Source organism: Kitasatospora sp. NPDC056446 (assembly GCF_042796115.1).
Taxonomy (GTDB): Bacteria; Actinomycetota; Actinomycetes; order Streptomycetales; family Streptomycetaceae; genus Kitasatospora.
Map to the genome: position 1 here is coordinate 82,573 of NZ_JBHTRF010000020.1, position 25,381 is coordinate 107,953.

Below are 25,381 nucleotides of genomic sequence, written 5' to 3' on the forward strand. Positions count from 1 at the left end.
CGGCTACGGGCCCTGAGCCGACTCGAAACGATCAGTTCCGACCGGGAAGCGGAGGTGTCCGATCCCGGTAGTGCATGCTGCGTGGCGCTACTGCCATCTTCGACGCCCCGGTCCGGGTGGTCGTTCCGGATCGCCCCGGTTTCCACTCGTCCCGGTGACACCGCCCGGATTCCGGACGTCCGCGACCGGTCCGGTGCGAAGCACCCGTCGACCGCCGGGCCGGACGCCGTCCAGCATCCCCCCGCGGCAGCACCGCTACCCGGCGGCGCCCCCGCGCACGGGCCCCGCGCGCTGCGATCCAGCGCACCATAAGGCCGGGCACGTGGTTACGTCAGCCGGATGCGGGTGCTGTCACCCGATGGGCTGGAATCCGGCGACCGAACGGTGCGTCCGCCCCCGGAACCGCTCCGGACCCGAAACGCCGAGGGCGCTGCGGCCATGGGGGTTGGTCCCCACGGCCCGCAGCGCCCTCGACGGGGCCGAACTTCCCTACGCGGTGGCCGCCTTCAGCGCGATGTCGGTACGGTGCTGGCCGCCCTTGAGCGAGATCCGCCGCACCGCCTCGTACGCGTGCCCGCGCGCCTCGGCCAGGTCGGCGCCGGTCGCGGTGACCGACAGGACCCGGCCGCCGGCGCTCAGCACCTCGCCGTCCTCGCCCGCCCTCGTCCCGGCGTGCAGCACGAACGCGGTGCCGTCCGCCTCGGCCTCGGCCAGGCCCTCGATCGGGTCGCCGGTGCGCGGCGCGGCCGGGTAGCCCTCGGAGGCGACGACCACGGTGACGGCCGCGCCCTCGTCCCAGCGCAGCGGCTCCAGCTGGTCCAGGGTGCCGTTGGCGGCGGCCAGCAGCACGCCGGCCAGCGGGGTGCGCAGCCGGGCCAGCACGACCTGGGTCTCCGGGTCGCCGAAGCGGGCGTTGAACTCGATCACCCGGGTGCCGCGCGAGGTCAGCGCCAGGCCCGCGTACAGCAGGCCGGAGAACTCGGTGCCGCGGCGGCGCAGCTCGTCCACGGTGGGCTGCAGGACGGTCTCCAGGACCTCCTCGACCAGCCCGGCGGGCGCCCACGGCAGCGGCGAGTAGGCACCCATGCCGCCGGTGTTGGGGCCCTCGTCGCCGTCCAGCGCGCGCTTGAAGTCCTGCGCGGGCTGCAGCGGGACGACGGTGGTGCCGTCGGTGATCGCGAACAGCGAGACCTCGGGGCCGTCCAGGTACTCCTCGATGACCACCCGGTCGCAGGAGGCGGCGTGCTCCAGCGCGGCCGCGCGGTCGGAGGTGACCACCACGCCCTTGCCGGCGGCCAGGCCGTCGTCCTTGACCACGTACGGGGCGCCGAAGGCGTCCAGCGCCTCGGCGGCCTCGGCCGCGGTGGTGCAGACGTAGGAACGGGCGGTGGGGACACCGGCCCCGGCCATCACGTCCTTGGCGAAGGCCTTGGAGCCTTCCAGCTGCGCGGCCGCGCCGGACGGGCCGAACACCGGGATGCCGGCCGCGCGCACGGCGTCGGCGACGCCGGCGACCAGCGGTGCCTCCGGGCCGACCACCACCAGGGAGGCGTCGAGCCGCTCGGCGAGGGCGGTGACCGAGGCACCGTCCAGCTGGTCGACCGGGTGGACCGTCGCCACCTGTGCGATCCCGGCATTGCCCGGGGCACAGTGCAGCTCGGTCACGGCGGGATCTTGGGACAGAGAGCGGCACAGGGCGTGTTCGCGGGCGCCGCCGCCGATGACGAGGACCTTCACGCCTGGCAGCGTAGTCGGTGGCCTGTTCCGGCCGCTCTCCGGTCCCGTCCGATCCTCCAGGAGAACAGCTCCGTACGCCCACGGTCCAGGAGGATCCTCCAAGCCCGGAGGGGTCGGAGGGGCCGTGGGTGCCCGGGTCACGACCGCGGGTCACCGGGACCTCGCTCGGACGGGTGAAATCTCGCCGCCCCCCGCAACCCGCTCACCTCGGGTTCCGATGGCCGAAACCGGTAACGATCAACCGGGAAGCTCCCCCACGGTCAGCCATTTGGCGGTAAGAAGTGCTGTTGGACAACCACCGGCAGACGTCGTGTCAGTCGATGCGCCGACAGACCATGCCGCCCGCCCGCCACAGGGAGCCCCACAGGTGAGCCAGCCGGAAATGCAGCCCGAGGAGAGTGCCTGGGGCAAGGAGATCGGTGAGGAGGACCCGCCCGCCACCGCCGTCGTCCGACGGGCCGCCACCCGCGGCCGGGCCGATCTGAGCACCCGACAGTTCCCGCTCGGGGACTGGGGCGAGCCGGCCGAGCGGCTGGAGGAGCTCTACCGCTGGTCCGAGGAGCGGGCGGTCGAGGCGATCGAGTGGTACCGCCGGGACCGGGTCTGGAAGCGCCGCTGGGCACGCCTGCTGCGGTTCGGCACGGCCGGCTTCGCGGTGGCCGGGGTGACCGCGCCGCTGGTCGACCTGGCCGGCGGCTTCGCGCACGGCACCGCCTGGGGCTACGTCGGCCTGGCCCTCGCCGCCGCCTGCCACGGCGCCGACCGGGCCTTCGGCCTCACCTCCGGCTGGATGCGGGACGTCTCCACCGGGCAGGCCCTGCAACGACGGCTGGAGGCCTTCCAGTTCGACTGGGCGTCGGAGTGCGTGCGCGAGGTGCTCGGCCCGACCGAGGGCACCGCGGGCGAGGCCGCCGAACGCTGCCTGGGCGTCCTGCGCCGGTTCTGCGAGGACGTCTCCGACATGGTCCGCACCGAGACCTCGGAGTGGATGCTGGAGTTCCGGGCCTCGATGACCCAGCTGCCCACCCAGACCCCCGGGAGCTGGGGCGGGCGCTCCGAGCCGGGTGTGGGCGCCCAGGTGCGGGTGCTGCCGCCGCCGGGCACCCGGCCCACGATGCCGCGCCAGCGGCCGCCGGAGGGCCCGCTGCGCTGAGGCCCGCCGGTCGCGCCGCCCCGGGGCGCGTCCTACGCGAAGACGATCATCGAGCCCTGGGTGACGCTCCTGGTCGCCGCCGCGTACAGGCCCGACCAGGCGTGCCGCTCCCGGGCGAAGGGGTGCACGTCGTCGATCGGCGGCCCGAAGGGCTGCTCCAGGCCGGTCGGGCCGAGCGGCCGGGTCGGGTCCGGCGGGTTGAGCGGGTCGATGCCCAGCGCCGGTGCCACCGCCTGGAGTTCGCGCAGCAGTCCGTGGCTGGAGCCGAGCGGCCCGCCGGAGGCGAGCAGCGCGTCGTCCACCAGCGGCACCGCGAACTCGACCGGCACGTACGCGCCGGCGTGGTCGAAGTGCCAGACCAGGTGCGACTGTTCGGCGCTGCTCTCGAACATCTCCAGCAGCTGCTCGTAGTCGCCGCCGAGCGCGTCGACCGGGGTGATGTCCAGTCCGGTGAGGCCCAACAGGAAGGCGCGGCGCAGGAAGTGCAGCGAGTCGTAGTCGAAGGCGGCTATCGGCTCGACCGGGCCGCTGATGCCCGGGACGAACTCGTACACCGGCACCTCGGGCAACCCGCGGGAGGCCAACACCGCGTTGTAGCGGGCGAGGTCGTCCCGGAAGGGGTTGTCGGGGCTGTGGCTCAGCACGTCCACCAGCGGGACGAGCCAGAGGTCGCAGGCCATGCCGGCAGTTCCTCTCCGGACGGTGGGGGATCGCCCGAGGGGACGGGACGACGACGGGGGGTCGGTACCCGGACGGCCCTTTCGCGGGGCGCCCGGTGCGACGCCCGCCACCCTACCGGCCCGGGGCCGAGTGCGGGTCGGACCGTCCCCTCGGGGCCTCGGGGGGCTGCGGGGGCAGCCGCCGGCCGAACCTGCCGTACGGCACCGAGCGCGGCTGCGGCACCAGGCCGAGGCCCAGTCCCAGCTCGCGGCCGAGCTCACGGCCGACCTCGGCGCCGCGCGGCAGCCGTTCGCCGCGGGCCGCGGCGGGCTCGGCGGGCGGGCCCGGCGGCGGCTCGGGCGAGGACCCGGCGGCCGACGGCCCGGCGGGGCCCGGCGATCCGGCCGGGACGGGCGGCGGCTCCGCGCCGGTGCTCTCGGCGAGCAGCCCCAGGACCGTCACCGACTCCAGCGGCTGCCCGGCCAACCCGGCCAGCAGCCGGGCGGTGTACAGGTCGTACTCGCAGATGATCCGGTGCGCGCCGGCCAGGTCGTGCGCCTCGATCGCCCCGACCAGGTCCGGGTGGCGGTCCCAGCAGACCCCGGCCAGGCTGGGCAGCTCCCGCAGGTAGGGGGCGGCGAACATCCAGGACTGCACCCGCAGCCAGTCCAGGTAGTCGGCGATCCGGCGGTTGCCGAGCAGTCCGGCGACCTCCTGCCAGAACCGGCGGTCGCAGCCCACCATCACGTCCAGGTTCCCGGCCCGGGCGGCCCGCACGGCCGCGTCGGCCCGGCGGTGCAGCGAGGGCAGCCGGCTGAGGTCGGGCAGGGCGCGGCGGGTGGAGAACTGGCGGTGGAAACTGTCGGTGAGCAGCACCCGGGACTCGAAGATCTCCAGGAAGTCGTCCCAGCACAGCTCGGGCACCGTGAAGCCGCGGTGGTGCTCGGCGCGCAGCAGTCCCTGCGCGCCGAGGTCGACCAGGGCCTCGCGGGCCGGGGTCGCGGAGACGCCGTACAGGTCGGCGATCTCCTTGACGGTGAAGTTGCGGCCGGCCTCCAGCCGGCCGGCCATCATCTCCTCGCGCAACGCGCCGGCGATCTGTTCGCGCAGGCTGTTGCGGTGGATGACGGGGCGGGGGGTGTCGCCTGCGCCGTCGCCAGGCATGGGCGCGACCTCCTCGGGCGGGCCTACCGGGCCGGCCTTCGACGGACCGGCGGGAACACGACGAGTGCTCATCTTCTCAAACCCGCCGGGTCCAGGTACGAACCAACCCTCCCGCAACGCCGGACGCCGGGTCCGGCTCAGCGCTGGACCGGCGCCGGGATCCCCAGCAGGCGGTCCCGCAGCACCGGGAACTCCTCACGCGCCCGGGCCACCTCCGCCGGGTCGAACTCCACCGTCAGCACCTGCTCGCCCGGCCCCGCCTCGGCCAGCACCCGGCCCCACGGGTCCACCACGATGCTGTGCCCGGCCTGCTCGACCCCCGCGTGCGTCCCGGCGGTGTTGCAGGCCAGCACGAACGCCTGCTCCTCCACCGCCCGCGCCCGGGCCAGCAGCGTCCAGTGCTCCCGCCGCCGGGCCGGCCAGGCCGCCGGGACCACCAGCAGCTGCGCGCCCGCGTCCAGCAGCGCCCGGAACAGCTCCGGGAAGCGCAGGTCGTAGCAGGTGGCCAGGCCCAGCGTCCCGAACTCGGTCGGCGCGGCGACGATCTCCTGCCCGGCGCCCATCACCACCGCCTCGCCGCTGTCGAAGCCGAAGCGGTGGATCTTGCGGTAGGTGTGCACCAGCTCGCCGTCCGGGGCGAACAGCATCGAGGTGTTGTAGATCGGCCCGTCCGGATCGCGTTCGACGATCGAACCGGCGTGCAGCCAGACCCCGGCAGCCCGGGCCGCGGCCGCCATCGCGTCCGAGGTCGGCCCGTCCAACGTCTCCGCGCCGTCCGACCAGAGGTCGTAGGCGAAGCCGCCGAGCGGCCACAGCTCCGGCAGCACCACCAGGTCGGCGCCCTGCTGCGCCCGCACCAGCGCCGCCGCCCGGGCCCGTCGCTCGGCCGGCGGCTCGGCGTCGGAGACCGCGAGTTGGATCAATGAAGCGCGCACAGTACCACCGTCCACGGCAAGAGACCTACGATCGTCACCCGAAAGCGCTGCCCAGCTGTCTCCCGGCAGCGTAACGTGCGGTTAGCGTGTGCGCCCGGAAGCCGGACCATCCCGGCCGGCGGTGACGGCAGGGCGCGGACGGCAAGGAAGCTGACGGAGGGCCGGAGATTCCCGTGACGGACAACCAGACCGTGCAGGCTTACACGGAGGCGTGGACCCAGAGCATCGAGTCCATATCGGAGCTGGTCGCCCCCCTCCCCGAGGGCTCCTGGAACCGGGCCACCGAGTGCCCCGGCTGGTCCGTCCGGGACATCGTCTCGCACGTCATCGCCGTCGAGTCCGAGCTGCTCGGCGACCCCCGCCCGATCCACTCACTGCCGCGTGACCTCCGTCACGTCACCACCGAGTTCGCCCGCTACGTCGAACTGCCGGTCGACAAGCGCCGCTGCCACACCGCGCTGGAGATGACCGGCGAACTGGACTACACGATCATCCGCCGCTCCCGGGCGCTGCGGAACGCCAAGCAGACGCCCGAGTCGCCGGTCCGCTGGCCGGCCGGGCCGCTCGCCCGGGACGTCCCGTACCACGAGCTGCTGCGGATGCGGGCCTTCGACGTCTGGGTGCACGAGCAGGACCTGCGCCGGGCCCTGGAAGCCCCCGGCAACCTCGACGCCCCGGCCGCCCTGATCACCCGGGACCTCCTGCTGGAGCTGCTGCCCAAGGCCGTCGCCAACAAGGCGGGCGTCCCGGCGGGGACGGCCCTGGTCCTGGACGTCACCGGCCCGGTGGAGTTCCTGCGCACCGTCCGGGTGGACTCCACCGGCCGCTGCACCGTGGACGAGTCGATCAGCCTGGCCCCCGACGTCCAGCTCACCATGGACTGGGAGACCTACCTCCGGCTCGCCTGCGGCCGCGGCCGGCCCGGCCCGGTGACCGTCGAGGGCGACAAGGAGCTGGCCGAACGGGTCCTGGCCAACTTCTCGGTCACCATCTGACCCGGCGCGCACCACCGGCACGCACCACCCGGCGTACACACACCGACGCACGCCGGGTCGGCACCACTCGTGCGTCCACACGTCAACACAGCACCAGCCACCTCACCTGTTCGGCCTCGTTGTTCCGGTCGGTCCTGCCATCACCCGGAAGAAGGAGGGACGTCCCCATGGACGACGAACAGGAACAGCGGGAACAGATGGTGCTGGTGCGGTCGAGCTTCCCCGTCACGGGGCAGCCGATCCGGGTCGTGATGATCGACGGGGAGCCGTGGTTCGCGACCATCGATGTCTGCGCGGTACTTCACCGGAGCAACCCGAGCTGGGCCAGCAAGATCGTGACGCCCGAGGACACAAGGACCGTCGATATGCGCTCGGTATGCCTCACTTCAAGTGAGGCATACCGTGTTTCCGCAGGTGGGAATGGACTCGTCCGCGGAAATCCCTTCCTCAACCTCGTCAATGAGGCAGGGCTCTACCTCCTCATCATGAGGTCGAAGAAGCCTGCTGCGCGCCCCTTCCAGAAGTGGGTCACCCGCGACCTCCTGCCCTCCGTCCGCCGAGGGGACACCGACGTCCCGACCCAGCAGCGGCGGATGGCGGAGACCCTGGCCGAGGCGATCGGGCAGCAGGTGCGGATCGTCGCGGAGATCGAACACGAGGACTGGCCCGGCCTGACCGTCCACTCGGACGGGACGGTGCACTGCCGGCACGGGGAGATGGTCCTCCACCTGCCGGGCCGGGAGGAGGACAGCGGTCCCCCGTTCGGCGCCTACTTCGCCTGCCCGGGCGGGGAGCGGGTCGGCATCCGGGGCAGCCGGATCGTCCCGGGCTGCCCGAGGCTCAAGCTGGTGGACCTGATCCGCCTGCGGAAAGCGGCGAAACCCGGACCCGCCCGAGTGCCCGCGCAAGGGACCCTGACCGTGGAGCTGCACGGAGCCCGGATCCACGGAACCGCACCGCAGATCGCCGAGCTGATGCGCGAGTACGGGGGCTGACCCGAGAGGCTACGGCTGCGCCACCGTGAGCTTGCGCCGCAGCCGGAGGATCATCGCCGCGCCGACGGCCAGCGGGACGTACTGCCAGCAGAACGCCCAGCGGAAGGCGTCGGCCGAGTAGGCTCCGGCGCCGTCCGGGGAGAGGGCGTCGAGCAGCACGCCGATGCCGAACAGGGTGATCATCGTGCCGATGAAGCCGCCCATGTTGACGATCCCGGAGGCGGTGCCGAGCCGCTCCCCGGGGTTGCAGGAGCGGGCGTAGTCCAGGCCGACCAGCGAGGCCGGGCCGTTGCTGCCCATCACGAGGATGATCCCGACCAGCAGCCAGGCCGGCGGGTGCCCGCCGGGCCAGGCCAGCACCAGCGCCCAGCCGAGCGCGGTGGCGGCGATGGCGGTGAGCACGATCGGCATCCGGGCGCGCGCGGTGCGGGAGAGCAGTCGGCCGAAGAGGAACGCGAAGGCCATGTTGCTGAGGACCAGCAGGGTGAGCAGCCCGCCGGCCCCGGCCCGGGACATGCCCTGTGCCTCGACCAGGTAGGGCAGGCCCCAGAGCAGGCCGAAGGCGTTGCCGGGGAACTGGGTGGTGAAGTGCACCCAGAGGCCGAGCCGGGTGCCCGGTTCCTGCCAGCAGTCCAGGACCTGCCGGCGCAGCGTCGGCCGGGCCGCCCGCCCGCCAGGCGGCTCGACGGGCCGTACGGGTGCGGCCGGGGCCTCCCGGAGGAACAGCGCGACCAGGGCGAACACCGCGACCCCGAGCAGCGCGATCGCGGCGAAGGTGGGCGTCCAGCCCTCGCTGTGCAGGGCCTGTGCCAGCACCACGGTGGTGACCAGGTTGCCGCCCATCCCGGCCAGGCCGGTGAGCTGGGCGACGAAGGGGTTGCGGGCCGCCGGGAACCAGCGGGCGGCGATCCGCAGCACGCTGATGAAGGTCATCGCGTCGCCGCAGCCGAGCACGGCCCGGGAGGCCAGTGCGGGGGCGAAGGAGGAGCTGAACGCGAAGGCCAGCTGGCCGGTGCTCAGCAGCACGACCCCGAGCAGCAGCACCCTGCGCGGCCCGAACCGGTCGACCAGCAGGCCGACCGGTATCTGCATGGCCGCGTAGACCAGTACCTGGAGGATCGAGAAGGTGGAGAGCGCCGAGGCGCCGATGCCGAAGCGGTCGGCGGCGTCCAGGCCGGCCACGCCGAGGCTGGTGCGGTGGATGACGGCCAGGATGTAGACGCTGACGCCGACGGACCAGGCCAGCCAGGCCGCACGACCGCCGGGCGGCGCCGGGTGTGCGGCGACGGACGCGGCGGCGGGCACGGCGGCGGGCACGGGAGCTGAGGCGGACAGGGGCAGGGCTGACTTGGCTGGCTCCACGGTCATAGTGCGACCAGATTAGTCATCCCATGATTGGACGCCCAGGGTGGGGTTCGGTCGCTCGGGTGCGAAGCCGCGGGCCCCCGGGCCCTCGGATCCGCCGGTGTGCCCCCGACCCCCGGCCCCGGGCCTCCCACCTCAGCCGGTCAGCGTCCAGGACACCGACCGGGTCATGAAGCGGTCCCGGAAGGCCTCGTCCCGCACCCAGTCGGTGGTGTCCCGGACGGTCGCCGTCACGGTGGCCGGCCGGCCCGGGGGCAGGTCCAGCTGTGCCGTGTCCAGCCAGGACGCGTCGGCGGACTGCGGCGTCACCGGGACGCCGTCCACCTTCCACTCCACCTTCAGTCGGCGCGGGCCGGTCAGCGGCAGCGGACGCACGTCGAGCCGGGGCCGGCCGGCCACCTCCCCGGGCGCCGGGAGCGGGGCGTCGGTCGGGCGGACCTTGCGGTACAGCTCCTCGACGATCGCCTCGCGCGAGGGCAGGTTGTACGCGCTGCCCAGGGTGCGCATGACCGAGTCCGGGGTGGGCCGGTAGAGCCCGTTGGCGCTGCGGTACGCCCCGACGATCCCGGCGCCGTCCGGGGACTCGGCTCCCAGCCAGCGCCACCACTTGGCCTGCTTCCGGCGCATGTCGTCGGCGTTGAGGGTGGAGAGGTTCGGGTAGTCGGCGTCGTCCGGGGCGCTGTCGTACTCGTCGCCGAGGTCCCCCACGGTGTGCCCGATCTCGTGCTGGATGATCCGCCCGGCGTCCTGGCTGCCGCCCGCCAGGGTGGTCACCCCGGTGCCGCCGGCGCCGCCGTACTCGGTGGAGTTGGCCAGCGCGATCAGGTACTGCGGCCCGGCGCCGCCCCCCGCGTACCGGGCGGTGGCGGCCTCGTCGGCGCAGAGCAGCCGGGCGGTGCCCTCGCACCAGAAGTGCATGCCGAGCGGGGTGGCCGGGTTGCGGCCGCGGCTCTCGGTCTCGGCTATGCCGGAGGCCTGGGAGACCACGTCGACCCGCCGTATGTTGAAGAAGCCCTGGTAGGTGCGGAAGGGCTCGATGTCCATCAGCGCGTGCCAGGCCTTGTCGGCCTGCTGCCGGAACAGGTCCTGTTCGCCGGCCGTGTAGCCGTCGCCGAGCAGGACCAGGGTGATCCGGTTGGCCGGGTCCCCGGTCCGGCGTATGTCGACGGTCGGGGCGGCCCCGGATATCCGCTGGTCGGCGCGGAGCGCGGTGTGCGGCGGCACCGCCCGGTCGGCCGGGGCCCCCGGCCCGATCACGCCGAACGGCGAGGGGCCGACCAGCTCCAGGGCGGCGGGCAGCAGGGCGGTGGACACCAGCACGAGCGCGGCCAGACTCCGAACGAGACGGCCAGGGTTGCCAGGCGGCATACGGGTGCGTCCTCGGGGCTCCGGTCACCCGGCGTCGCCCGGGTGGTGGAGCGGAGACGTACCCGGACCGGCGTGTCGCCCCCACCGGGGGGCGCAAATGTCACCGACCTGGCCGAACGATCCACATCCTCCCATCTGTACCGGTCATACCAACCAGTTCCCGGTCAGCCCCACCGGGCCACGGCCCGACCGGCCCCGGCTCCCCGACCCCCGGCTCACCCCGGCTCACCCCGGCTCACCGCCGTCCGGCTCACCGCTTCCGGAAGCCCAGCACCAGGTGGGTGCCCAGCCCGAACAGCAACCCCCAGAACGCCGAACCGATCCCGAACAGGCTCATCCCCGAGGCGCTCGCCAGGAAGGTCACCACCGCCGCGTCCCGCCCGCGCTCCTCCGCGACCGCCGCCGCCAGGCTGCCCTGCAGCGCGGCCAGCAGCGCCACCCCGGCGATCACCGCGATGAGCTCCTTCGGCAGCCCGGTGAACAGGCCCACCAGCACCCCGCCGAAGCTGCCCACCAGGACGTACAGCACCCCGGAGGACATCCCGGCGACGTACCGGCGGCGCGGGTCCGGATGGGCCTCCGGGCCCGAGCAGATCGCCGCCGTGATCGCCGCGAGGTTCACCCCGGGCGAGCCGAACGGCGCCATCAGCAACGACACCGCGCCGGTCGAGCCGATCAGCAGCCGGTCGTCCGCCCGGTAGCCGAAGGCCCGCATCACGCCGAGGCCCGGGGCGTTCTGGGAGGCCAGCGCGACGATCGTGAGCGGCAGCGCCAGCCCCACCAGGGCCGGCCCGGAGAACGCCGGCACCGTCAGCACCGGCACGGTCGGCCCGCCCGCTCCCGAGTGCGGCGACAGGCCGACGGTGAGCGCCGCCAGCACCCCGCCGGCCACCAGCGCGGCCGGTACGGCGTACATCGGCGCGAAGCGCTTGGCCAGCAGGAAGGCCGTGAAGCTGCCCACCACCAGCACCGGTGCGCTGTGCACCGCGCCGAAGATCCCGGCGCCGAAGGAGAACAGGATGCCCGCGAGCATCGCGTTCACGATCCCCACCGGCACCGCCCCGATCAGCCGGCCGAACCAGCCGGTCACCCCGAAGAGCGTCACCACCACGGCGCTCACCAGGAACGCCCCGACCGCCTCCCGGTAGGGGTAGTCGCCGAGGCTGGTCACCAGCAGCGCGGCCCCCGGGGTGGACCAGGCGGTGATCACCGGCGTCCTGGTCCACCAGCTCAGGGCGAAGCCGCTCACCCCGCTGCCGATCGCCACCGCCCAGATCCAGGAGGCGGTGTGCGCGGCGTCCAGTCGTCCGGCGGCCGCCGCCGCGAGCACCACCACCAGCGGGCCCGAGAAGGACACCGCGACGCACACCAGTCCGGCCAGCAGCGCGGGCCCCGACACGTCCCGTCGCAGCGACCGGCGTTCCCTGCTTCCGACCGCCGCCTTCTCCGGTCGGATCGTCAGCTCATCAGTCATCCCGGCAGTATCCCGAAGCCCGTCGGAAGAAGCCCGAAAAAACTTTCGCACCCACCTGCGCTCCTCGCCCTCGGGGCCGGCGTCCTGGTCGCCGTCCGCCGGCTCCGTCCCCAGCGGTAGCCGAAGGGCGGGTACGGAAAGGGGCCCTCCTCCTTCGCACGGCGGTGCGGAGGAGGAAGGCCCCTTTCCTGCGTTCTCAGGCCCCGGCGGCCGTCAGCCCCAGGTGATCAGACGCTTGGGCTGCTCCAGCAGGCCGGCCACGTCGGCGAGCACCCTGGAGCCCAACTCCCCGTCCACCAGGCGGTGGTCGAAGGAGAGCGCCAGCGTGGTCACCTGGCGCGGCACGACCTTGCCCTTGTGCACCCACGGCAGCTCCCGGACCGCGCCGAAGGCGAGGATGGCGGCCTCGCCCGGGTTGAGGATCGGGGTGCCGGTGTCGACGCCGAAGACGCCGACGTTGGTGATGGTGACCGTGCCGCCCTGCATGTCGGCCGGCGAGGTCTTGCCCTGGCGGGCGGTCTCGACCAGCTCGCCGAGCGAAACGGCCAGCCCCGAAAGGGTCTTGGACCCGGCGTCCTTGATGTTCGGGACGATCAGGCCGCGCGGGGTGGCCGCGGCGATGCCGAGGTTCACCTGGCCCTTGAGGACGATCTCCTGGGCGGCCTCGTCCCACTGGGCGTTGATCCCGGGGTGCCGCTTGATCGCGGTGAGCAGCGCCTTGGCGACCAGCAGCAGCGGGCTGACCCGGACGTCCCGGCCCAGCTCGCCGCTCTCCTTGAGCCGGCGGACGAACTTCATCGTGCGGGTCACGTCGACCTGGATGAACTCGGTGACGTGCGGGGCGGTGAAGGCCGAGGCCACCATCGCCTGCGCGGTCGCCTTGCGGACGCCCTTGATCGGCACCCGGACGTCGCCCGTGCCGGGGACGAGCACCGGGGCCGCGACCGGCTCGGCCACGACGGCCGTCTCGACCGGGCCGGCCGGCGGGGCCGCCTGGGCCGCGACGTGCGCGTGCACGTCCTCGCGGGTGATCACGCCGTCCCGGCCGGTCGGCGTCACCGCGCGCAGGTCGACGCCCAGGTCCTTGGCCAGCTTGCGGACCGGCGGCTTGGCCAACGGCCGCTCCCCGGCGGGCACTCCGGCCACCGGCGCGGCAGCGGCCGGAGCCGCCGCAGCAACGGGAGCCGCCACAGCGACGGCAGCAACCGGAGCGGCCGGAGCCGGCGCCGGCGTGGTCGCGGCGACCTTGGTGGTGGTCGTCCGCCGTGCCCGGCGCTGGGTGCCGCCGGTGCGCGGGCCGTACCCGACCAGCACCTCGCGGCGCTCCGGGACGACCTCCTCGTCGGCGTCCGGGGCCGGCGCCGCCTCGACGGGGGCGACCGGTGCCGCGGCCCCGGCCTCCCCGGCGACCGCGATCGAGATGATCACGGTGCCGACGTCGACCGTCGTGCCCTCGGGGAAGTGCAGCTTCTCGACCACCCCGTTGAACGGGATGGGCAGCTCCACGGCCGCCTTGGCGGTCTCCACCTCGCAGACGACCTGCCCGTCGGTGACGGTGTCACCGGGCTTGACGAACCAGCTGAGGATCTCGGCCTCGGTGAGGCCCTCGCCCACGTCGGGCATCTTGAACTCGCGGAGCGAGCGAACTTCGGTGGTCATCTTCGCTCCCCTGGATCAGTACGCGAGCGCGCGGTCGACGGCGTCGAGCACGCGGTCAAGGTCGGGGAGGAAGGCCTCCTCGACGCGGGACGGCGGGTACGGCGCGTAGTAGCCGCCGACCCGCAGAACCGGGGCCTCCAGGTGGTAGAAGCACTTCTCCGTGAGCCGGGCGGCCAATTCGGCGCCCATGCCCAGGAAGACCGGTGCCTCGTGCACCACGACGGCCCGTCCGGTGCGCTTGACCGACTCCTCCAGGGTGGTGAAGTCCACCGGGGAGAGCGAGCGCAGGTCGACGACCTCCAGCCGGCGGCCGTCCTCCTCGGCGGCCGCGGCGGCCTCCAGGCAGACCTTGACCATCGGGCCGTACGCGATCAGCGTCGCGTCGGTGCCGGGCCGGACGATCCGGGCCTCGTGCAGGCCCAGGTCGGCGGTGTCGCCGACCTCGCCCTTGTCCCAGTAACGGCGCTTGGGCTCCAGGAAGATGACCGGGTCGTCCGACTCGATCGCCTGCCGCAGCATCCAGTGCGCGTCGTGCGCGCTGGCCGGGGTGACCACGCGCAGACCGGCGGTGTGCGCGAAGTACGCCTCGTGCGACTCGCTGTGGTGCTCGACCGCGCCGATGCCGCCCGCGTAGGGGATGCGGATGGTGACCGGCATCTTGACGTGCCCGAGCGCACGGGCGTGCATCTTCGCGAGCTGGGAGACGATCTGGTCGAAGGCCGGGTAGACGAAGCCGTCGAACTGGATCTCCACCACCGGGCGGTAGCCGCGCAGCGCCAGGCCGATCGCGGTGCCGACGATGCCGGACTCGGCCAGCGGGGAGTCGATCACCCGGCTCTCGCCGAAGTCCTTCTGCAGGCCGTCGGTGATCCGGAAGACACCGCCGAGCTTGCCGATGTCCTCGCCCATGAGGAGGGTCTTCGGGTCGTTCTCCAGCGACTTGCGCAGTGCTCCGTTCAGCGCCTTCGCAATGCTCAGCTGACCGGCCATCAGTGGTTCTCCCCCGCCTCGAAGGAGGCCGCGTACTCGACGTACTCGGCCCGTTCCTCATCGACCAGCGCGTGCGGCTCGCTGTACACGTGGTCGAAGATCAGGGTCGGGTCCGGGTCCGGCATGCCGCGCACGCCCTCGCGCACCCGCAGCCCCAGCCGCTCGCTCTCGGCGTCGACGTCGGCGAAGAACTCCTCGTCGGCCAGGCCCTCCTTCTCCAGGTGGGCGCGCAGCCGGGTGATCGGGTCCTTGGCCTTCCAGGCCTCGGTCTCCTCGGTGTGCCGGTAGCGGGTGGGGTCGTCGGAGGTGGTGTGGGCACCCATCCGGTAGGTGAACGCCTCGATCAGCACCGGGCCGCCGCCGTTGCGGGCGTGGTCGAGCGCCCAGCGGGTGACGGCGAGGCAGGCCAGCACGTCGTTGCCGTCGACCCGGACGCCGGGGAAGCCGAAGCCGGAGGCGCGGCGGTACAGCGGGATCTTGGTCTGGGTGGTGGTGGGCTCGGAGATCGCCCACTGGTTGTTCTGGCAGAAGAACACCACCGGCGCGTTGTAGACCGAGGCGAAGGTGAAGGCCTCGTTGACGTCGCCCTGGCTGGAGGCGCCGTCGCCGAAGTACGCGATCACCGCGTCGTCGGCGCCGTCCTTGGTGATGCCCATCGCGTAACCGGTGGCGTGCAGGGTCTGCGCGCCGATCACGATGGTGTACAGGTGGAAGTTCTTCTCGTTCGGGTCCCAGCCGCCGTGGTTCACGCCGCGGAACATGCCGAGCAGGTTCAGCGGGTCGACGTCGCGGCACCAGGCCACGCCGTGCTCGCGGTAGGTGGGGAAGGCGTAGTCGCCGGTGCGCATGGCGCGACCGGAACCGACCTGGGCGGCCTCCTGGCCGAGCAGCGAGGCCCACAGGCCCAGCTCGCCCTGGCGCTGCAGCGCCGTGGCCTCGCCGTCGAACCGGCGCACCAGCACCAGGTCGCGGTAGAGGGAGCGCAGTTCCTCGGGAGTGGTGGTGAGGGGGTAGTCCGGGTGCTCGACCCGCTCGCCTTCCGGCGTGAGCAGCTGGATGAGCTCCGGCTGGGCGTCCGTACCCGTGGCGCGGAGGGTGTCAGGGACAGCGGGGGCCGCCTTCTTGCGAGCCCTCGCCGTGCTTTTGACGGTCACGTTCACTCCTCGGTCTGTCCGGCCGCCCGGGGTCGCCGGTGACCGGTCCGGTCACCGCCTCGCGGGGCGCGCGTGGGTGTGCGCACCTACTGCGGGGCAGGTGGTGATCCTGTTCCGACGGCGTCCCTCACGAGAACGTTACCCAGCGTCCGCCCGTGACGCGCTTGCGCTAGGACGTCCTACTTGTTCAGGGTCTACAACCCCGAGGGTGCCGCGCCCGGACCGCCGTCGGAAGGGTGGGGGTGACGGGCGACGTGACGCAGCTCTCAATTCGAGCGCCTTCAGGACACCAGCGCACGTTATCCGGGCAGACGCCCGCGCGTAAGGGGGTTCTCGGTATCGGTTTCCACGGCTCTGGCCGGATCACGTCATTGGGGCGCTGCGAGCGATAGGTCTTTCCTACGGTGATATGGGAGGCTTTGGACGTGACTGATAACGGACAAATCAGGGTCTTCCTGCTCGATGACCACGAGGTCGTCCGGCGGGGCGTGCACGACCTGCTCTCGGTCGAGGACGACATCGAAGTGGTCGGCGAGGCCGGTACGGCCGCCGAGGCGCTCACCCGGATCCCCGCGGTACACCCCGACGTCGCGGTGCTCGACGTCCGGCTGCCGGACGGCAACGGCGTGGAGGTCTGCCGCGAGATCCGGTCCCGGCTGCCGGAGATCAAGTGCCTGATGCTGACCTCGTTCTCGGACGACGAGGCCCTGTTCGACTCGATCATGGCCGGCGCCTCCGGCTACGTCCTGAAGGCGATCCGCGGCACCGACCTGATCACCGCCGTCCGGGACGTCGCGGCCGGCCGCTCGCTGCTCGACCCGGTCGCCACCAGCAGGGTGCTCGCCCGACTGCGCGACGGCGGCGAGAAGGAGGACGAGCGGCTGGCGCAACTCACCAAGCAGGAGCGGCGGATCCTCGATCTGATCGGCGAGGGGATGACCAATCGTCAGATCGGCAACGAGTTGCACCTGGCCGAGAAAACGGTCAAGAACTACGTCTCCAGTCTGCTCGCCAAGATGGGCATGGAGCGACGCACCCAAGCGGCCGCCTTCGTGGCGCGGCACCAGGCGGACCACCAGTACTGATCCGGCGACTGCACATATCTGACGACCTGTCAAGGGCCCCCGCCAGGGGGCCATAACCTCTGGCTGTGACTTTCAGCCAGACCCTCGCCTGCGCCCCGGCCCGCCCCGACCTCTCCGCACCACCGATGGGGACCCTCAGTCCGCCCGTCCCGCACACCGCACTCGACGAGGTCCTGGCCCGCTACCGGGTGGGGCGCCTGCTGGCCGCCGAACCGGTCGCCGAGGGCCTGCTGAACCGGGGGTACCGGGTCACCACCGAGGCCGGTGCGTACTTCCTGAAGTGCTACGTCGACACCGCCACCGCCAGCCGTCCGAAGATCCTCGCCCACCACCGCGCGATGGCCGCGCTGGACACCCTCGGGCTGCCCGTCGCACCCCCGCTGGCCTGCGCCGGGCGGTCCGGGACGGTGGCCTCCCTGGACGGGCGGCTGTTCGCGCTGTTCCCGTGGACCGAGGGCCGGCACCGGCACGGCACCGAGCTCGACCTCCCGCAGTGCGACGCGCTCGGCGCGCTGCTCGGCCGGCTGCACGGCGCGCTGGACGACGTCTGCGCCCCCTTCGACCCGCCCGCCGGCTACCGCAGCGCCGACCCCGCCGACAGCGCCGGACTCGCCCGTGACCTGCGGCGCCGCGCCCGGGAGCACCGCCCGTACGGCGACCTGGACGCCCTGGTCGAACGACGGCTCGCGGAACGGCTGGAACTGCTCGCCGACCACGCCCACCGCCGCCCCGCCCCGCAGGCCGCCCCGCCCGCGGGCTGGACCCACGGCGACTTCCACGGGCTCAACCTGCTGTACGGCGACGGACCGGCGGGCGGCCGGGTGGCGGCCGTCCTGGACTGGGACAAGCTCGGCCCGCAGCCGCGCGCCGAGGAGGCCGTCCGCGCCGCCACGCTGCTCTTCAACGACCGGGTGTCCGGCGTCCTCGACCTGGTCCGGGTCCGCCGCTACTCACAGGCCTACCGGGCCTCCGGCGCCGCCACCGCCGAGCACCTGGCCGCCGCCGCCCACCGGGTCTGGTGGGAGCGGCTGAACGACTTCTGGATGCTGCAGTGGCGCTACCAGCGGGCCGACCACCGGGCCGACCCGCTCTTCCCCGCCTCGGCGGGCCAACTGGAGTGGTGGTGCCAGGAGTACGAGCAGGTCCTGGACGCCTTCGCCAACTGACCGGTTCAGGGGGTCTGCGGCGCCGACGGCTTCGTGGTCTGCGGCGGCGGGTTGGTGGGGGTGCTGCCGCCGCCACCGCCGCCCGGGGTCTGCGTCGAGCCGCCCGTCGAGCCGTTGGTCGGGGACGCCGGAGCGCTGCCCGTCGTCGAGTGGGTGGGGCTCGGCGAGGGGGTCGCCGGCTGGCTGTGCTTGCTGGAACTCGGCGACGGCGACATGTTGTTGCCGGTGTTGCCGGAGTTGTTCCCGGAGTTGTTGCCGGGCTCGGTCGGCTGCTGCGGCCGCTTGCTGCCGGAGACCGACGCCGGCGGGCTCGGCAGACCGTTCTGCGCCGGGACGGTCGGCTCGGTCGTGCTGACCACCGGGGCGGGCGTCGGGGGCAGCACGTGGTCCGTGCCTCCCCCGCCACCGCCACCGCCGCCACCGCTGAGCGCGAAGGCGATCCCGGCACCGGCCGCGACCAGCACCGCGACCCCGCCGGCCACCCAGGCCCACGGCCCGCGCCGCCGGCCGTGCCCTTCGTCGTCGCCCTCGCCGCCGCCGTACGGGGCCCCGGCCGCCGGGTAGGGCGTGGCCGGGGTGTGCGGGCCGCCCTGGTAGGGCAGCACGGAGGTCTGGTCGCCCGGGCCGACCGCGCCGAAGGCCGTGGTGGCCGCCGTCTGGTCCGGCCGCAGCACCTGGGTCGCACCGGTGTCGCCCGGGAGGCCGGCCGTCCCGGCCCAGGCCGCCCCGCCCGTGCCGTGCATCTCGCGCAGCGCGTGCTGGAGATGGGCGCGGAACTCGTCGGCGTCCTGGAAGCGGTCGTCCGGGTTCTTGGCGAGCGAGCGCAGCACCAGCGGGTCGAGGCCGGCCGGCACCCGGCCGTTGGCCTGCGAGGGCGGCACCGGCATGTCCTGGACGTGCTGGTAGACCACCGAGAGCGGGGTGTCGCCGGTGAACGGCGGGCGCAGCGTGAGCAGCTCGTACAGCATGCAGCCGGCCGCGTACAGGTCGGAGCGGTGGTCCACCGGCTTGCCCAGCGCCTGCTCCGGCGACAGGTACTGCGGGGTGCCCATGACCATGCCGGTCTGGGTCATCGTGGTGGCCCCGCCGGTCAGCGCCCGGGCGATGCCGAAGTCCATCACCTTGACCGCGCCGGTGGTCGTGATGATCACGTTGGCGGGCTTGATGTCGCGGTGGACGATGCCGTGCCGGTGGCTGTAGGCGAGCGCCTCCAGCACCCCGGCGATGATGATCAGCGCCTGGTCGACCGGCGGCGCGTCCTCGTCCGCCAGCAGTTCGCGGACGGTCCGCCCCTCGACCAGCTCCATCACGATGTACGGCGTGGACTCGTCCCCGACGTACTCCTCGCCGGTGTCGTAGACCGAGACGATCGAGTGGTGGTTGAGCGCGGCGACGGCGTGTGCCTCGCGGGTGAACCGCAGCCGGGCGACGTCGTCCTGGGCCAGCTCGCCGCGCAGCAGCTTGACGGCGACGGTGCGGCCCAGCCGCACGTCCTCGGCGGCGAGCACCTCGGCCATGCCGCCGCGGCCCAGCCGGTGGGTCAGCCGGTAGCGGCCGTCACCGACGGTGCCCAGCGGTGCGACGGTGCCGCGGCCGGGGGTGTGCGGGCCGCCGCCGAAGGCGGGCGGCAGCGCCGAGGTCCCGGCCTCGCTGCCGGGCTCGGGAATCCTCGGCGTTCCGCCGGTCCGGCCGGCCGCTCGGGCACCCGCGTCGTCGTCCGGCTGCTGCGTCTGTGCCATCGCTCCTCGCCCCGGGCGGTCGCTCGGATCGCGGTGCCCTGTCGCTTACGTATCCCCGAACGCTACCGCTTCCGTCCCGTGCACGTGGCACGCGCGAACCGGCCGGAATCCGTCAGAGCAGGCCATTCCGGTCGGCCGGGAGGTCGGCCACCAGCACGTTCGCCGGGCGGTCCGCGTGGCTGAACTTGCCATTGGTCTTCTTGTCGGCGTTGTTGACCACGATCGCGATGATGATGCCGGCCAGCACCAGCACGCCGACGATGATCCCGACCACGACCACGGCCGTCGAGCAGCCGCCGCCGGACGGCTTCGGCTGCTGGTACGGCGGCATCGGCTGCGGCGGCGGGGTGTGCGCCTGCTGCGGGAAGGGGTGCGGCGTGTGCGGGGCCTGCGGACGCGGCGCCTGGTACGCCGGCGGCGGGGTCTGGTACTGCGGCGGCTGGCCCTGCTGGAGGTACTGCGGGTGCGGCGTGTGCGGGGCCTGCGGGTGCGGGGTCTGGTACGCCGGCGGCGGGGTCCGGTACTGCGGCGGCTGCTGCTGGAACGGCTGCGGGGTCTGCGGTGCCTGCGGCACCGGCGGGGCGGCGTGCACCGAGCGCGGGCCCTCGTTGATCACCAGCGGGGTGCTGGCCTGCAGCCGGTGGCCGCTGTCGCCGCCCTTGGCGGCCGCGATCAGCCGCTCCGCCTCGTCGCGCATCGCCGCCGCGCTCTGGAACCGGTGCGCCGGGTCCTTGCGCAGCGCCTGGGCGACGAAGGCATCCACGTCGGGGGTGACCGAGCGGTTGAGGGTGGAGGGCGCGGGCGGCTCCTCCTGGACGTGCTTGTAGGCGATCGAGAACGCCGAGTCGCCGTCGAAGACCAGCTGGCCGGTGACCATCTCGAAGAGCATCACGCCGACCGAGTACAGGTCCGAGCGGGCGTCCACCGGCTTGCCCAGCGCCTGCTCGGGCGACAGGTACTGCGGGGTGCCGACCACCATGCCGGTCTGGGTCATCGACGTGACGCCGGACTCCAGCGCCCGGGCGATGCCGAAGTCCATGACCTTGACGTTGCCCTTGCGGTCGAACATGACGTTGCCGGGCTTGATGTCGCGGTGCACCAGGCCCATGTCGTGCGAGGCCTCCAGCGCGTTCAGCACCCCGACGGTGACCCGCAGGGCCGCCTCGGCGGGCATCGCGCCGTACTGGCCGATCGCCTCGTTGATCGCCTCGCGCAGGCCCTGGCCGTCGATCAGCTGCATGACGATGTACGGCGTGCTGGAGCCGTCCGGGGCGATGTCCTCGCCGCTGTCGTACACCGTGACGATGTTGGGGTGCTCCAACCGGGCCACCGCCTGGGCCTCGCGGCGGAACCGCTCCTTGAACGAGTCGTCCCGGCCCAGCTCGCTGTGCATGCTCTTCAGCGCGACCTGCCGGTCCAGCACGCTGTCGTAGGCGAGGTGCACGGACGCCATGCCGCCCTCGCCCAGCAGCCGCTGCAGCACATAGCGGCCGTTGCCCAGGGAGAAGCCCTCGACCGCCGCGTTGCCGTGCTCGCTCATGGTCCTCTGCTCCCCCTCGGCGCGGCCGTGCTGCCGCGACCGTGACGTTCGGTGTCGTCCGTGCGTGGTGGGCCCGGCCCGCTGGCCTGGCGGACCCCTGTCGCGGCGGTTCGACCGGCCTGCGACAGGGGTCAGGGTATCGGCTCGCGCCGACGGTGATCGGTCCAGGGCCGGTCCTGCCCCCGGGCCGTGAGCGCCGGATCACGGCGGCTCGGCCCGGGGCGGACCGTCGCGGTACGTCCGGTCCGGCGGACCGTCGCGGTGCGGCCGGCGGGTGCCCGGTCTAGAGGTACGGGCCGGAGCGGATGCCGCGGCCCTGGCCCGGGTCGTCCTCGTCCTGGTCACCGCCGTGCAGGCCCGGGGGCAGCGCCCGCCGCATCTGCTCCAGCTGGGCCCGCGCCGCCATCTGCTGGGCGAACAGCGCGGTCTGGATGCCGTGGAACAGGCCCTCAAGCCAGCCGACCAGCTGGGCCTGGGCGATCCGCAGCTCGGCCTCGGTCGGGATGGTGTCGTCGGTGAACGGCAGCGACAGCCGCTCCAGCTCGGCGACCAGCTCCGGGGCCAGGCCGAGTTCGAGCTCCTTGATCGAACTCGCGTGGATGTCCTTCAGCCGGACCCGGCTCGCCTCGTCGAGGGGCGCCGCCCGGACCTCCTCCAGCAACTGCTTGATCATGCTGCCGATGCGCATGACCTTGGCGGGCTGCTCGACCATCTCGGTCACCGGCAGCTCACGCGGGATGCCGCCCTCGTCGTCCCCGTCCCCGATCGGGCCGGCGAACCCCTGGCCCACGGGCAGCCCGTCCGGTCCGACGATCAGCACCTTCTGGCCGTCCTGCGGCTGCCCGCCGGCGGCCTGGTAGGGCTCCTGCGACGAGCGCTCGTTCATCGGATTCGTCATGAACAACATTCTCTCTCACTGGGGTTGGTCGGGCGGAAGCCCCCGTTCGTCCCGCCGGCCTGCGCCACCCGTCACGAAGGTACGCCCCCGGGCGCCGCACGGGAATCCGTACGGGTACTCAGTTCCGGCGGCCCGCGGCACCTGCCGCCCGGCCCCGCGGAAGCGCCCTCCGCCCGCCACGAACGCCCCCACGACCCGCACCGGACCCGCACAACCGCCCCGCCCCGGCGGGCCGCCCCGCCGTCCGGGCCGCCGCCCGGGCCCGCTCAGCCCCTGCTCAGCCTCTGCGCAGCCGCAGGCCGACCAGCCCGACGCCGCAGCCGATCAGCCCCAGGCCGACGCCGAGCGGGAGCTGCACCGTGGAGGCGTCCTGCCAGTGCAGCGGCAGCACGACGGGGAAGGCGGCCGCGGCGACGGGGCGGCCGTCGGCCGTGACCGTGTCCGGGGCGACGGCGTCACCGGGAGCGGCCGGGTCCGGGGTGCCCGGGTCCGCCTCGGCGCCCGGGTCCTGGTCCGGCGCCTGGTCCGGCACCTGCTCGGGGGCCTGCTCGGGGGCCTGCTCCGGCGCCTGGTCGACGGCGGCATCGGAGCGCTCCGGCACCGACGCCGGGCGGTACCGGTGGGACCGGGGGACGTCGTCGTCCTGGTACGGACGGGGCACCGGGTGCTGCGGCGGCGGTGCGGCCGCCGGGGCGGGCGCGGACGCGGGCGCCGACGCGGGCGCGCTCGGGGCTGCCGCCACCACCGTCGCCCCGCCGCTCGGCTCCGGACCCGCCGCAGCGCTCGACGGCCCCGACTCGGGGCCGGGCTCGGGGCCGGGCGCGGAGCTGGGCGCGGAACTCGGCTCGGAGCCCGGCGCCGGAGAAGAAGCCGGAGAAGAAGGGGAGGGAGCCGGGAACGGCACCGGAGCGGGGAACACCCCCACCGAGGGCGACGGCACCGCCATCGCCCTCGGGGCGGCGGCCAGCGGGAGCGCGAGCCCCAGCACGGCCGCCGCGAGCAGGTGCCGGCCGCGGTCCGGCCACGGGGTGCGACGGGTCGCACGGCGGAGCGGCGCCACGGGCAGCGGTCCGAGGGGTGCGTGCGGTGATGCGGCCACGGTCGGAGTCCTTCCGACGGCCGCCCGCGCCCGGGGGCGGGGTCGGCGGCGGGACAGCTCGGAACCAGCCTCGCACGGTCCGACAATCCGAGCATTTCGGACATCTGCCGCGCGCCCGCCGCACTCCCCCGCCCCCGGCCCTCCGGCCCTCCGGCCGCTCAGGCGCCCTCAGGCGCCCTCAGGCCCGCAGCACGACCTTCCCGACCTGCTCCCCGGCCTCCACCACCCGGTGCGCCTCCCCGGCCTCGGTCAGCGGCAGCACCCGGTCCACCACCGGCTTGACCACCCCGGACGCGACCAGCGGCCACACATGCTCCCGCACCGCCGCCACGATCGCCGCCTTCTCCGCCAGCGGCCGCCCGCGCAGGTTGGTGGCGATCACCGCCGCCCGCTTGCGCAGCAGCGTGTTGAGGTCGAGCTCGCCCTTGACCCCGCCCTGCAGCCCGATGATCACCAGCCGTCCGTTGACCGCCAGCGCGTCCACGTTCCGCTGCAGGTACTTGGCGCCCATGATGTCGAGGATCACGTCCGCCCCGGCCCCGCCGGTGGCCTCCTCGAGCACCTCGACGAAGTCCTGCCGCCGGTAGTCGATCGCGATGTCCGCGCCCAGTTCGGTGCACCGGGCCAGCTTCTCGGCGCTGCCCGCGGTGACCGCGACCCGGGCGCCGACCGCCTTGGCCAGCTGGATCGCCATGGTCCCGATGCCGCTCGCGCCGCCGTGCAGCAGCACGGTCTCACCGGGCCGCAGGTGCGCGGTGAGGAAGACGTTGGACCACACCGTGCAGGCGACCTCCGGCAGCGCGGCGGCCTGCTCCGGGCCCAGCCCCTCGGGCACCGGCAGCAGCTGCCCGGTCGGCACCGCGACCCGCTGCGCGTAGCCGCCGCCGGAGAGCAGCGCGCACACCTCGTCGCCGACCGCCCAGCCGGACACCCCCGGCCCGAGCTCGACGATCCGCCCGGCGCACTCCAGCCCCGGGTAGGGCGAGGCGCCGGGCGGCGGGTTGTAGAAGCCCTGCCGCTGGAGGAGGTCGGCACGGTTGACGGCGGTGGCCGCCACCTCGACCAGGACCTCGCCCTCGCCGGGCACCGGGTCGGGCACCTCGGCCCACACCAGTGCCTCGGGGCCGCCGGGTACGGGAATCGTCATCGCATGCATGCCCCGAACCTACTGCGGGTCGAGGCGGTCCGAGCGGCAGGGCCCGCGTCAGTCGGCCGACTTGATGACGATCACCCGGTCGGTGAGCTGGAGCACCGCGGCCTCCGGCTCGGTGTAGTTGAGCACCCGTCGGCCCCGGACCACCGCGACCACCAGGTCCTCGCACGCGCGCGGGCTGTGCCCGGCCTCGGCCCGGGTGACCGGGCGCTCCACCACGTCCAGTCCGTTGCCGTACGTCAGCAGGTCCTCCATCACCGCCCCGGCGTGCGGGCTGAGCATCGACATCCCGAGCAGCCGCCCGGCCGAACTGGAGCTGGTGACCACGACGTCGGCGCCGCTCTGCCGCAGCAGCGGGGCGTTCTCGTCCTCCCGGACGGCGGCGACCACGGTGGCGCCCTTGTTCAACTGGCGCGCCGTCAGCGTGATCAGCACGGCGGTGTCGTCGCGCTCCGGGGCGACCACGACCCGCGCGGCACTGGCCAGGCCGGCGCGCACCAGCGTGTCGGTGCGGGTGGCGTCGCCGACCACCCCGACCAGGCCGTGCCGCGCGGCCTGGTCGATCACCTTGCGCTGCGGGTCGACGACGACGATCTCCTCCTTCTTCACCCCCTGGCCGAGCAGGGTGTCGACGGCGCTGCGGCCCTTCGTCCCGTACCCGATGACGACGGTGTGCTCGCGCACGGTGGACCTCCAGCGGTTCAACCGCCATTGCTGGCGGGTCCGTTCGGTGAGCACCTCCAGGGTGGTGCCGACCAGGATGATCAGGAACACCACGCGCAGCGGGGTGATCACGAGGATGTTGGTGAGCCGGGCGCCGGCGCTGTACGGGGTGATGTCCCCGTACCCGGTGGTGGAGAGCGTCACGGTGGCGTAGTACGCCGCGTCCAGGAAGCTGATGCCGCCGCCGGCGTTGTCGTTGTAGCCGTCCCGGTCGAGGTAGACGATCAGCGTGGTGGCGACCAGGACGGCGAGCGCCAGCAGCAGCCGCGAGCCGACCTGGCGCACGGCGGGCTCGGCCCGGCGGGCGGGCAGCACGATCCCGGCGTCCG

Annotated in this window: 21 protein-coding genes; 5 read left to right on the forward strand and 16 right to left on the reverse strand. The window is 73.7% G+C overall.

Annotated elements, in window-relative coordinates:
* Window positions 1-489: 489 nt before the first annotated feature.
* Window positions 490-1,737: a phosphoribosylamine--glycine ligase gene (purD, locus tag ACFQ6N_RS15285; RefSeq protein WP_380649409.1), complete on the reverse strand. Its 1,248-nt coding sequence runs from the start codon at window positions 1,735-1,737 to the stop codon at window positions 490-492.
* Between the two features lie 367 nt (window positions 1,738-2,104).
* On the opposite strand from purD, the gene ACFQ6N_RS15290 reads away from it, so the two are divergent.
* The gene (locus ACFQ6N_RS15290; protein ID WP_380649411.1) at window positions 2,105-2,890 is read left to right on the forward strand and encodes an SLATT domain-containing protein; all 786 of its coding nucleotides are present in this window, start codon (window positions 2,105-2,107) and stop codon (window positions 2,888-2,890) included.
* Window positions 2,891-2,922: 32 nt separating this feature from the next.
* On the opposite strand, the gene ACFQ6N_RS15295 is transcribed toward ACFQ6N_RS15290, so the two are convergent.
* The 3 genes from ACFQ6N_RS15295 to ACFQ6N_RS15305 all read right to left on the reverse strand — a co-directional run bounded on the left by ACFQ6N_RS15295 (window position 2,923) and on the right by ACFQ6N_RS15305 (window position 5,649).
* Window positions 2,923-3,570 (reverse strand): hypothetical protein, encoded by a 648-nt coding sequence (locus ACFQ6N_RS15295; RefSeq protein WP_380649412.1) that lies wholly within the window; start codon window positions 3,568-3,570, stop codon window positions 2,923-2,925.
* Between the two features lie 112 nt (window positions 3,571-3,682).
* Entirely contained in the window at window positions 3,683-4,714 is a 1,032-nt protein-coding gene (locus ACFQ6N_RS15300) for a GntR family transcriptional regulator (protein ID WP_380649414.1), read from the reverse strand.
* A 137-nt stretch (window positions 4,715-4,851) separates the two neighbouring features.
* Complete coding sequence (locus ACFQ6N_RS15305; RefSeq protein ID WP_380649415.1) at window positions 4,852-5,649, reverse strand: carbon-nitrogen family hydrolase; 798 nt, start codon at window positions 5,647-5,649, stop codon at window positions 4,852-4,854.
* 173 nt (window positions 5,650-5,822) lie between these two features.
* On the opposite strand from ACFQ6N_RS15305, the gene ACFQ6N_RS15310 reads away from it, so the two are divergent.
* Window positions 5,823-6,644 carry a maleylpyruvate isomerase family mycothiol-dependent enzyme gene (locus tag ACFQ6N_RS15310; RefSeq protein WP_380649416.1) on the forward strand — a complete coding sequence of 274 codons (822 nt, stop codon included), beginning with the start codon at window positions 5,823-5,825 and terminating at the stop codon, window positions 6,642-6,644.
* Between the two features lie 251 nt (window positions 6,645-6,895).
* Entirely contained in the window at window positions 6,896-7,639 is a 744-nt protein-coding gene (locus ACFQ6N_RS15315) for a Bro-N domain-containing protein (protein ID WP_380649443.1), read from the forward strand.
* Between the two features lie 9 nt (window positions 7,640-7,648).
* On the opposite strand, the gene ACFQ6N_RS15320 is transcribed toward ACFQ6N_RS15315, so the two are convergent.
* The 6 genes from ACFQ6N_RS15320 to pdhA form a co-directional block, all read right to left on the reverse strand.
* A complete protein-coding gene (locus ACFQ6N_RS15320) occupies window positions 7,649-8,974 on the reverse strand; it encodes a nitrate/nitrite transporter (RefSeq protein ID WP_380649444.1) in 1,326 nt (441 codons plus the stop codon).
* Between the two features lie 165 nt (window positions 8,975-9,139).
* Window positions 9,140-10,318: a M64 family metallopeptidase gene (locus ACFQ6N_RS15325; protein WP_380649417.1), complete on the reverse strand. Its 1,179-nt coding sequence runs from the start codon at window positions 10,316-10,318 to the stop codon at window positions 9,140-9,142.
* A gap of 304 nt (window positions 10,319-10,622) precedes the next feature.
* Window positions 10,623-11,846, reverse strand: a complete 1,224-nt coding sequence (locus tag ACFQ6N_RS15330) for a benzoate/H(+) symporter BenE family transporter (RefSeq protein WP_380649418.1) — start codon at window positions 11,844-11,846, stop codon at window positions 10,623-10,625.
* 213 nt (window positions 11,847-12,059) lie between these two features.
* Window positions 12,060-13,505: a dihydrolipoamide acetyltransferase family protein gene (locus ACFQ6N_RS15335; protein WP_380649419.1), complete on the reverse strand. Its 1,446-nt coding sequence runs from the start codon at window positions 13,503-13,505 to the stop codon at window positions 12,060-12,062.
* 15 nt (window positions 13,506-13,520) lie between these two features.
* A complete protein-coding gene (locus ACFQ6N_RS15340) occupies window positions 13,521-14,495 on the reverse strand; it encodes an alpha-ketoacid dehydrogenase subunit beta (protein WP_380649420.1) in 975 nt (324 codons plus the stop codon).
* Complete coding sequence (gene pdhA / locus ACFQ6N_RS15345; protein ID WP_380649421.1) at window positions 14,495-15,649, reverse strand: pyruvate dehydrogenase (acetyl-transferring) E1 component subunit alpha; 1,155 nt, start codon at window positions 15,647-15,649, stop codon at window positions 14,495-14,497. Before pdhA ends, ACFQ6N_RS15340 begins: the two co-directional genes overlap by 1 nt.
* Before the next feature lie 425 nt (window positions 15,650-16,074).
* Between pdhA and ACFQ6N_RS15350 the strand changes: the two genes are divergently transcribed.
* Window positions 16,075-16,734: a response regulator transcription factor gene (locus ACFQ6N_RS15350; protein ID WP_189913240.1), complete on the forward strand. Its 660-nt coding sequence runs from the start codon at window positions 16,075-16,077 to the stop codon at window positions 16,732-16,734.
* 65 nt (window positions 16,735-16,799) lie between these two features.
* Window positions 16,800-17,900: a phosphotransferase gene (locus ACFQ6N_RS15355; protein ID WP_380649422.1), complete on the forward strand. Its 1,101-nt coding sequence runs from the start codon at window positions 16,800-16,802 to the stop codon at window positions 17,898-17,900.
* A 5-nt stretch (window positions 17,901-17,905) separates the two neighbouring features.
* Here the strand turns inward: ACFQ6N_RS15355 and ACFQ6N_RS15360 are convergent, their stop codons facing one another.
* From ACFQ6N_RS15360 to ACFQ6N_RS15385, 6 genes are all read right to left on the reverse strand, one after another.
* Complete coding sequence (locus ACFQ6N_RS15360) at window positions 17,906-19,639, reverse strand: protein kinase (RefSeq protein WP_380649423.1); 1,734 nt, start codon at window positions 19,637-19,639, stop codon at window positions 17,906-17,908.
* A gap of 112 nt (window positions 19,640-19,751) precedes the next feature.
* Window positions 19,752-21,179, reverse strand: a complete 1,428-nt coding sequence (locus ACFQ6N_RS15365; RefSeq protein ID WP_380649424.1) for a protein kinase — start codon at window positions 21,177-21,179, stop codon at window positions 19,752-19,754.
* 283 nt (window positions 21,180-21,462) lie between these two features.
* Window positions 21,463-22,077 (reverse strand): bacterial proteasome activator family protein, encoded by a 615-nt coding sequence (locus tag ACFQ6N_RS15370; protein WP_380649425.1) that lies wholly within the window; start codon window positions 22,075-22,077, stop codon window positions 21,463-21,465.
* A gap of 277 nt (window positions 22,078-22,354) precedes the next feature.
* Window positions 22,355-23,176 carry a hypothetical protein gene (locus ACFQ6N_RS15375; RefSeq protein WP_380649426.1) on the reverse strand — a complete coding sequence of 274 codons (822 nt, stop codon included), beginning with the start codon at window positions 23,174-23,176 and terminating at the stop codon, window positions 22,355-22,357.
* Between the two features lie 178 nt (window positions 23,177-23,354).
* On the reverse strand, window positions 23,355-24,332 hold the full coding sequence (locus tag ACFQ6N_RS15380) for an NAD(P)H-quinone oxidoreductase (RefSeq protein WP_380649427.1): 978 nt from the start codon (window positions 24,330-24,332) through the stop codon (window positions 23,355-23,357).
* 48 nt (window positions 24,333-24,380) lie between these two features.
* Window positions 24,381-25,370, reverse strand: coding sequence for a potassium channel family protein (locus ACFQ6N_RS15385; RefSeq protein WP_380649445.1), 990 nt, complete (start codon window positions 25,368-25,370; stop codon window positions 24,381-24,383).
* Window positions 25,371-25,381 lie beyond the last annotated feature (11 nt).

Coding starts and splice junctions, on each gene's coding strand:
- ACFQ6N_RS15295 (WP_380649412.1), bottom strand. CDS start 3,570: ATGGCCTGCGACCTCTGGCTCGTCCCGCTGGTGGACGTGCTGAGCCAC.
- ACFQ6N_RS15300 (WP_380649414.1), bottom strand. CDS start 4,714: ATGCCTGGCGACGGCGCAGGCGACACCCCCCGCCCCGTCATCCACCGC.
- ACFQ6N_RS15315 (WP_380649443.1), top strand. CDS start 6,896: ATGATCGACGGGGAGCCGTGGTTCGCGACCATCGATGTCTGCGCGGTA.
- ACFQ6N_RS15330 (WP_380649418.1), bottom strand. CDS start 11,846: ATGACTGATGAGCTGACGATCCGACCGGAGAAGGCGGCGGTCGGAAGC.
- ACFQ6N_RS15335 (WP_380649419.1), bottom strand. CDS start 13,505: ATGACCACCGAAGTTCGCTCGCTCCGCGAGTTCAAGATGCCCGACGTG.
- ACFQ6N_RS15340 (WP_380649420.1), bottom strand. CDS start 14,495: ATGGCCGGTCAGCTGAGCATTGCGAAGGCGCTGAACGGAGCACTGCGC.
- ACFQ6N_RS15360 (WP_380649423.1), bottom strand. CDS start 19,639: ATGGCACAGACGCAGCAGCCGGACGACGACGCGGGTGCCCGAGCGGCC.
- ACFQ6N_RS15365 (WP_380649424.1), bottom strand. CDS start 21,179: ATGAGCGAGCACGGCAACGCGGCGGTCGAGGGCTTCTCCCTGGGCAAC.
- ACFQ6N_RS15370 (WP_380649425.1), bottom strand. CDS start 22,077: ATGACGAATCCGATGAACGAGCGCTCGTCGCAGGAGCCCTACCAGGCC.
- ACFQ6N_RS15380 (WP_380649427.1), bottom strand. CDS start 24,332: ATGCATGCGATGACGATTCCCGTACCCGGCGGCCCCGAGGCACTGGTG.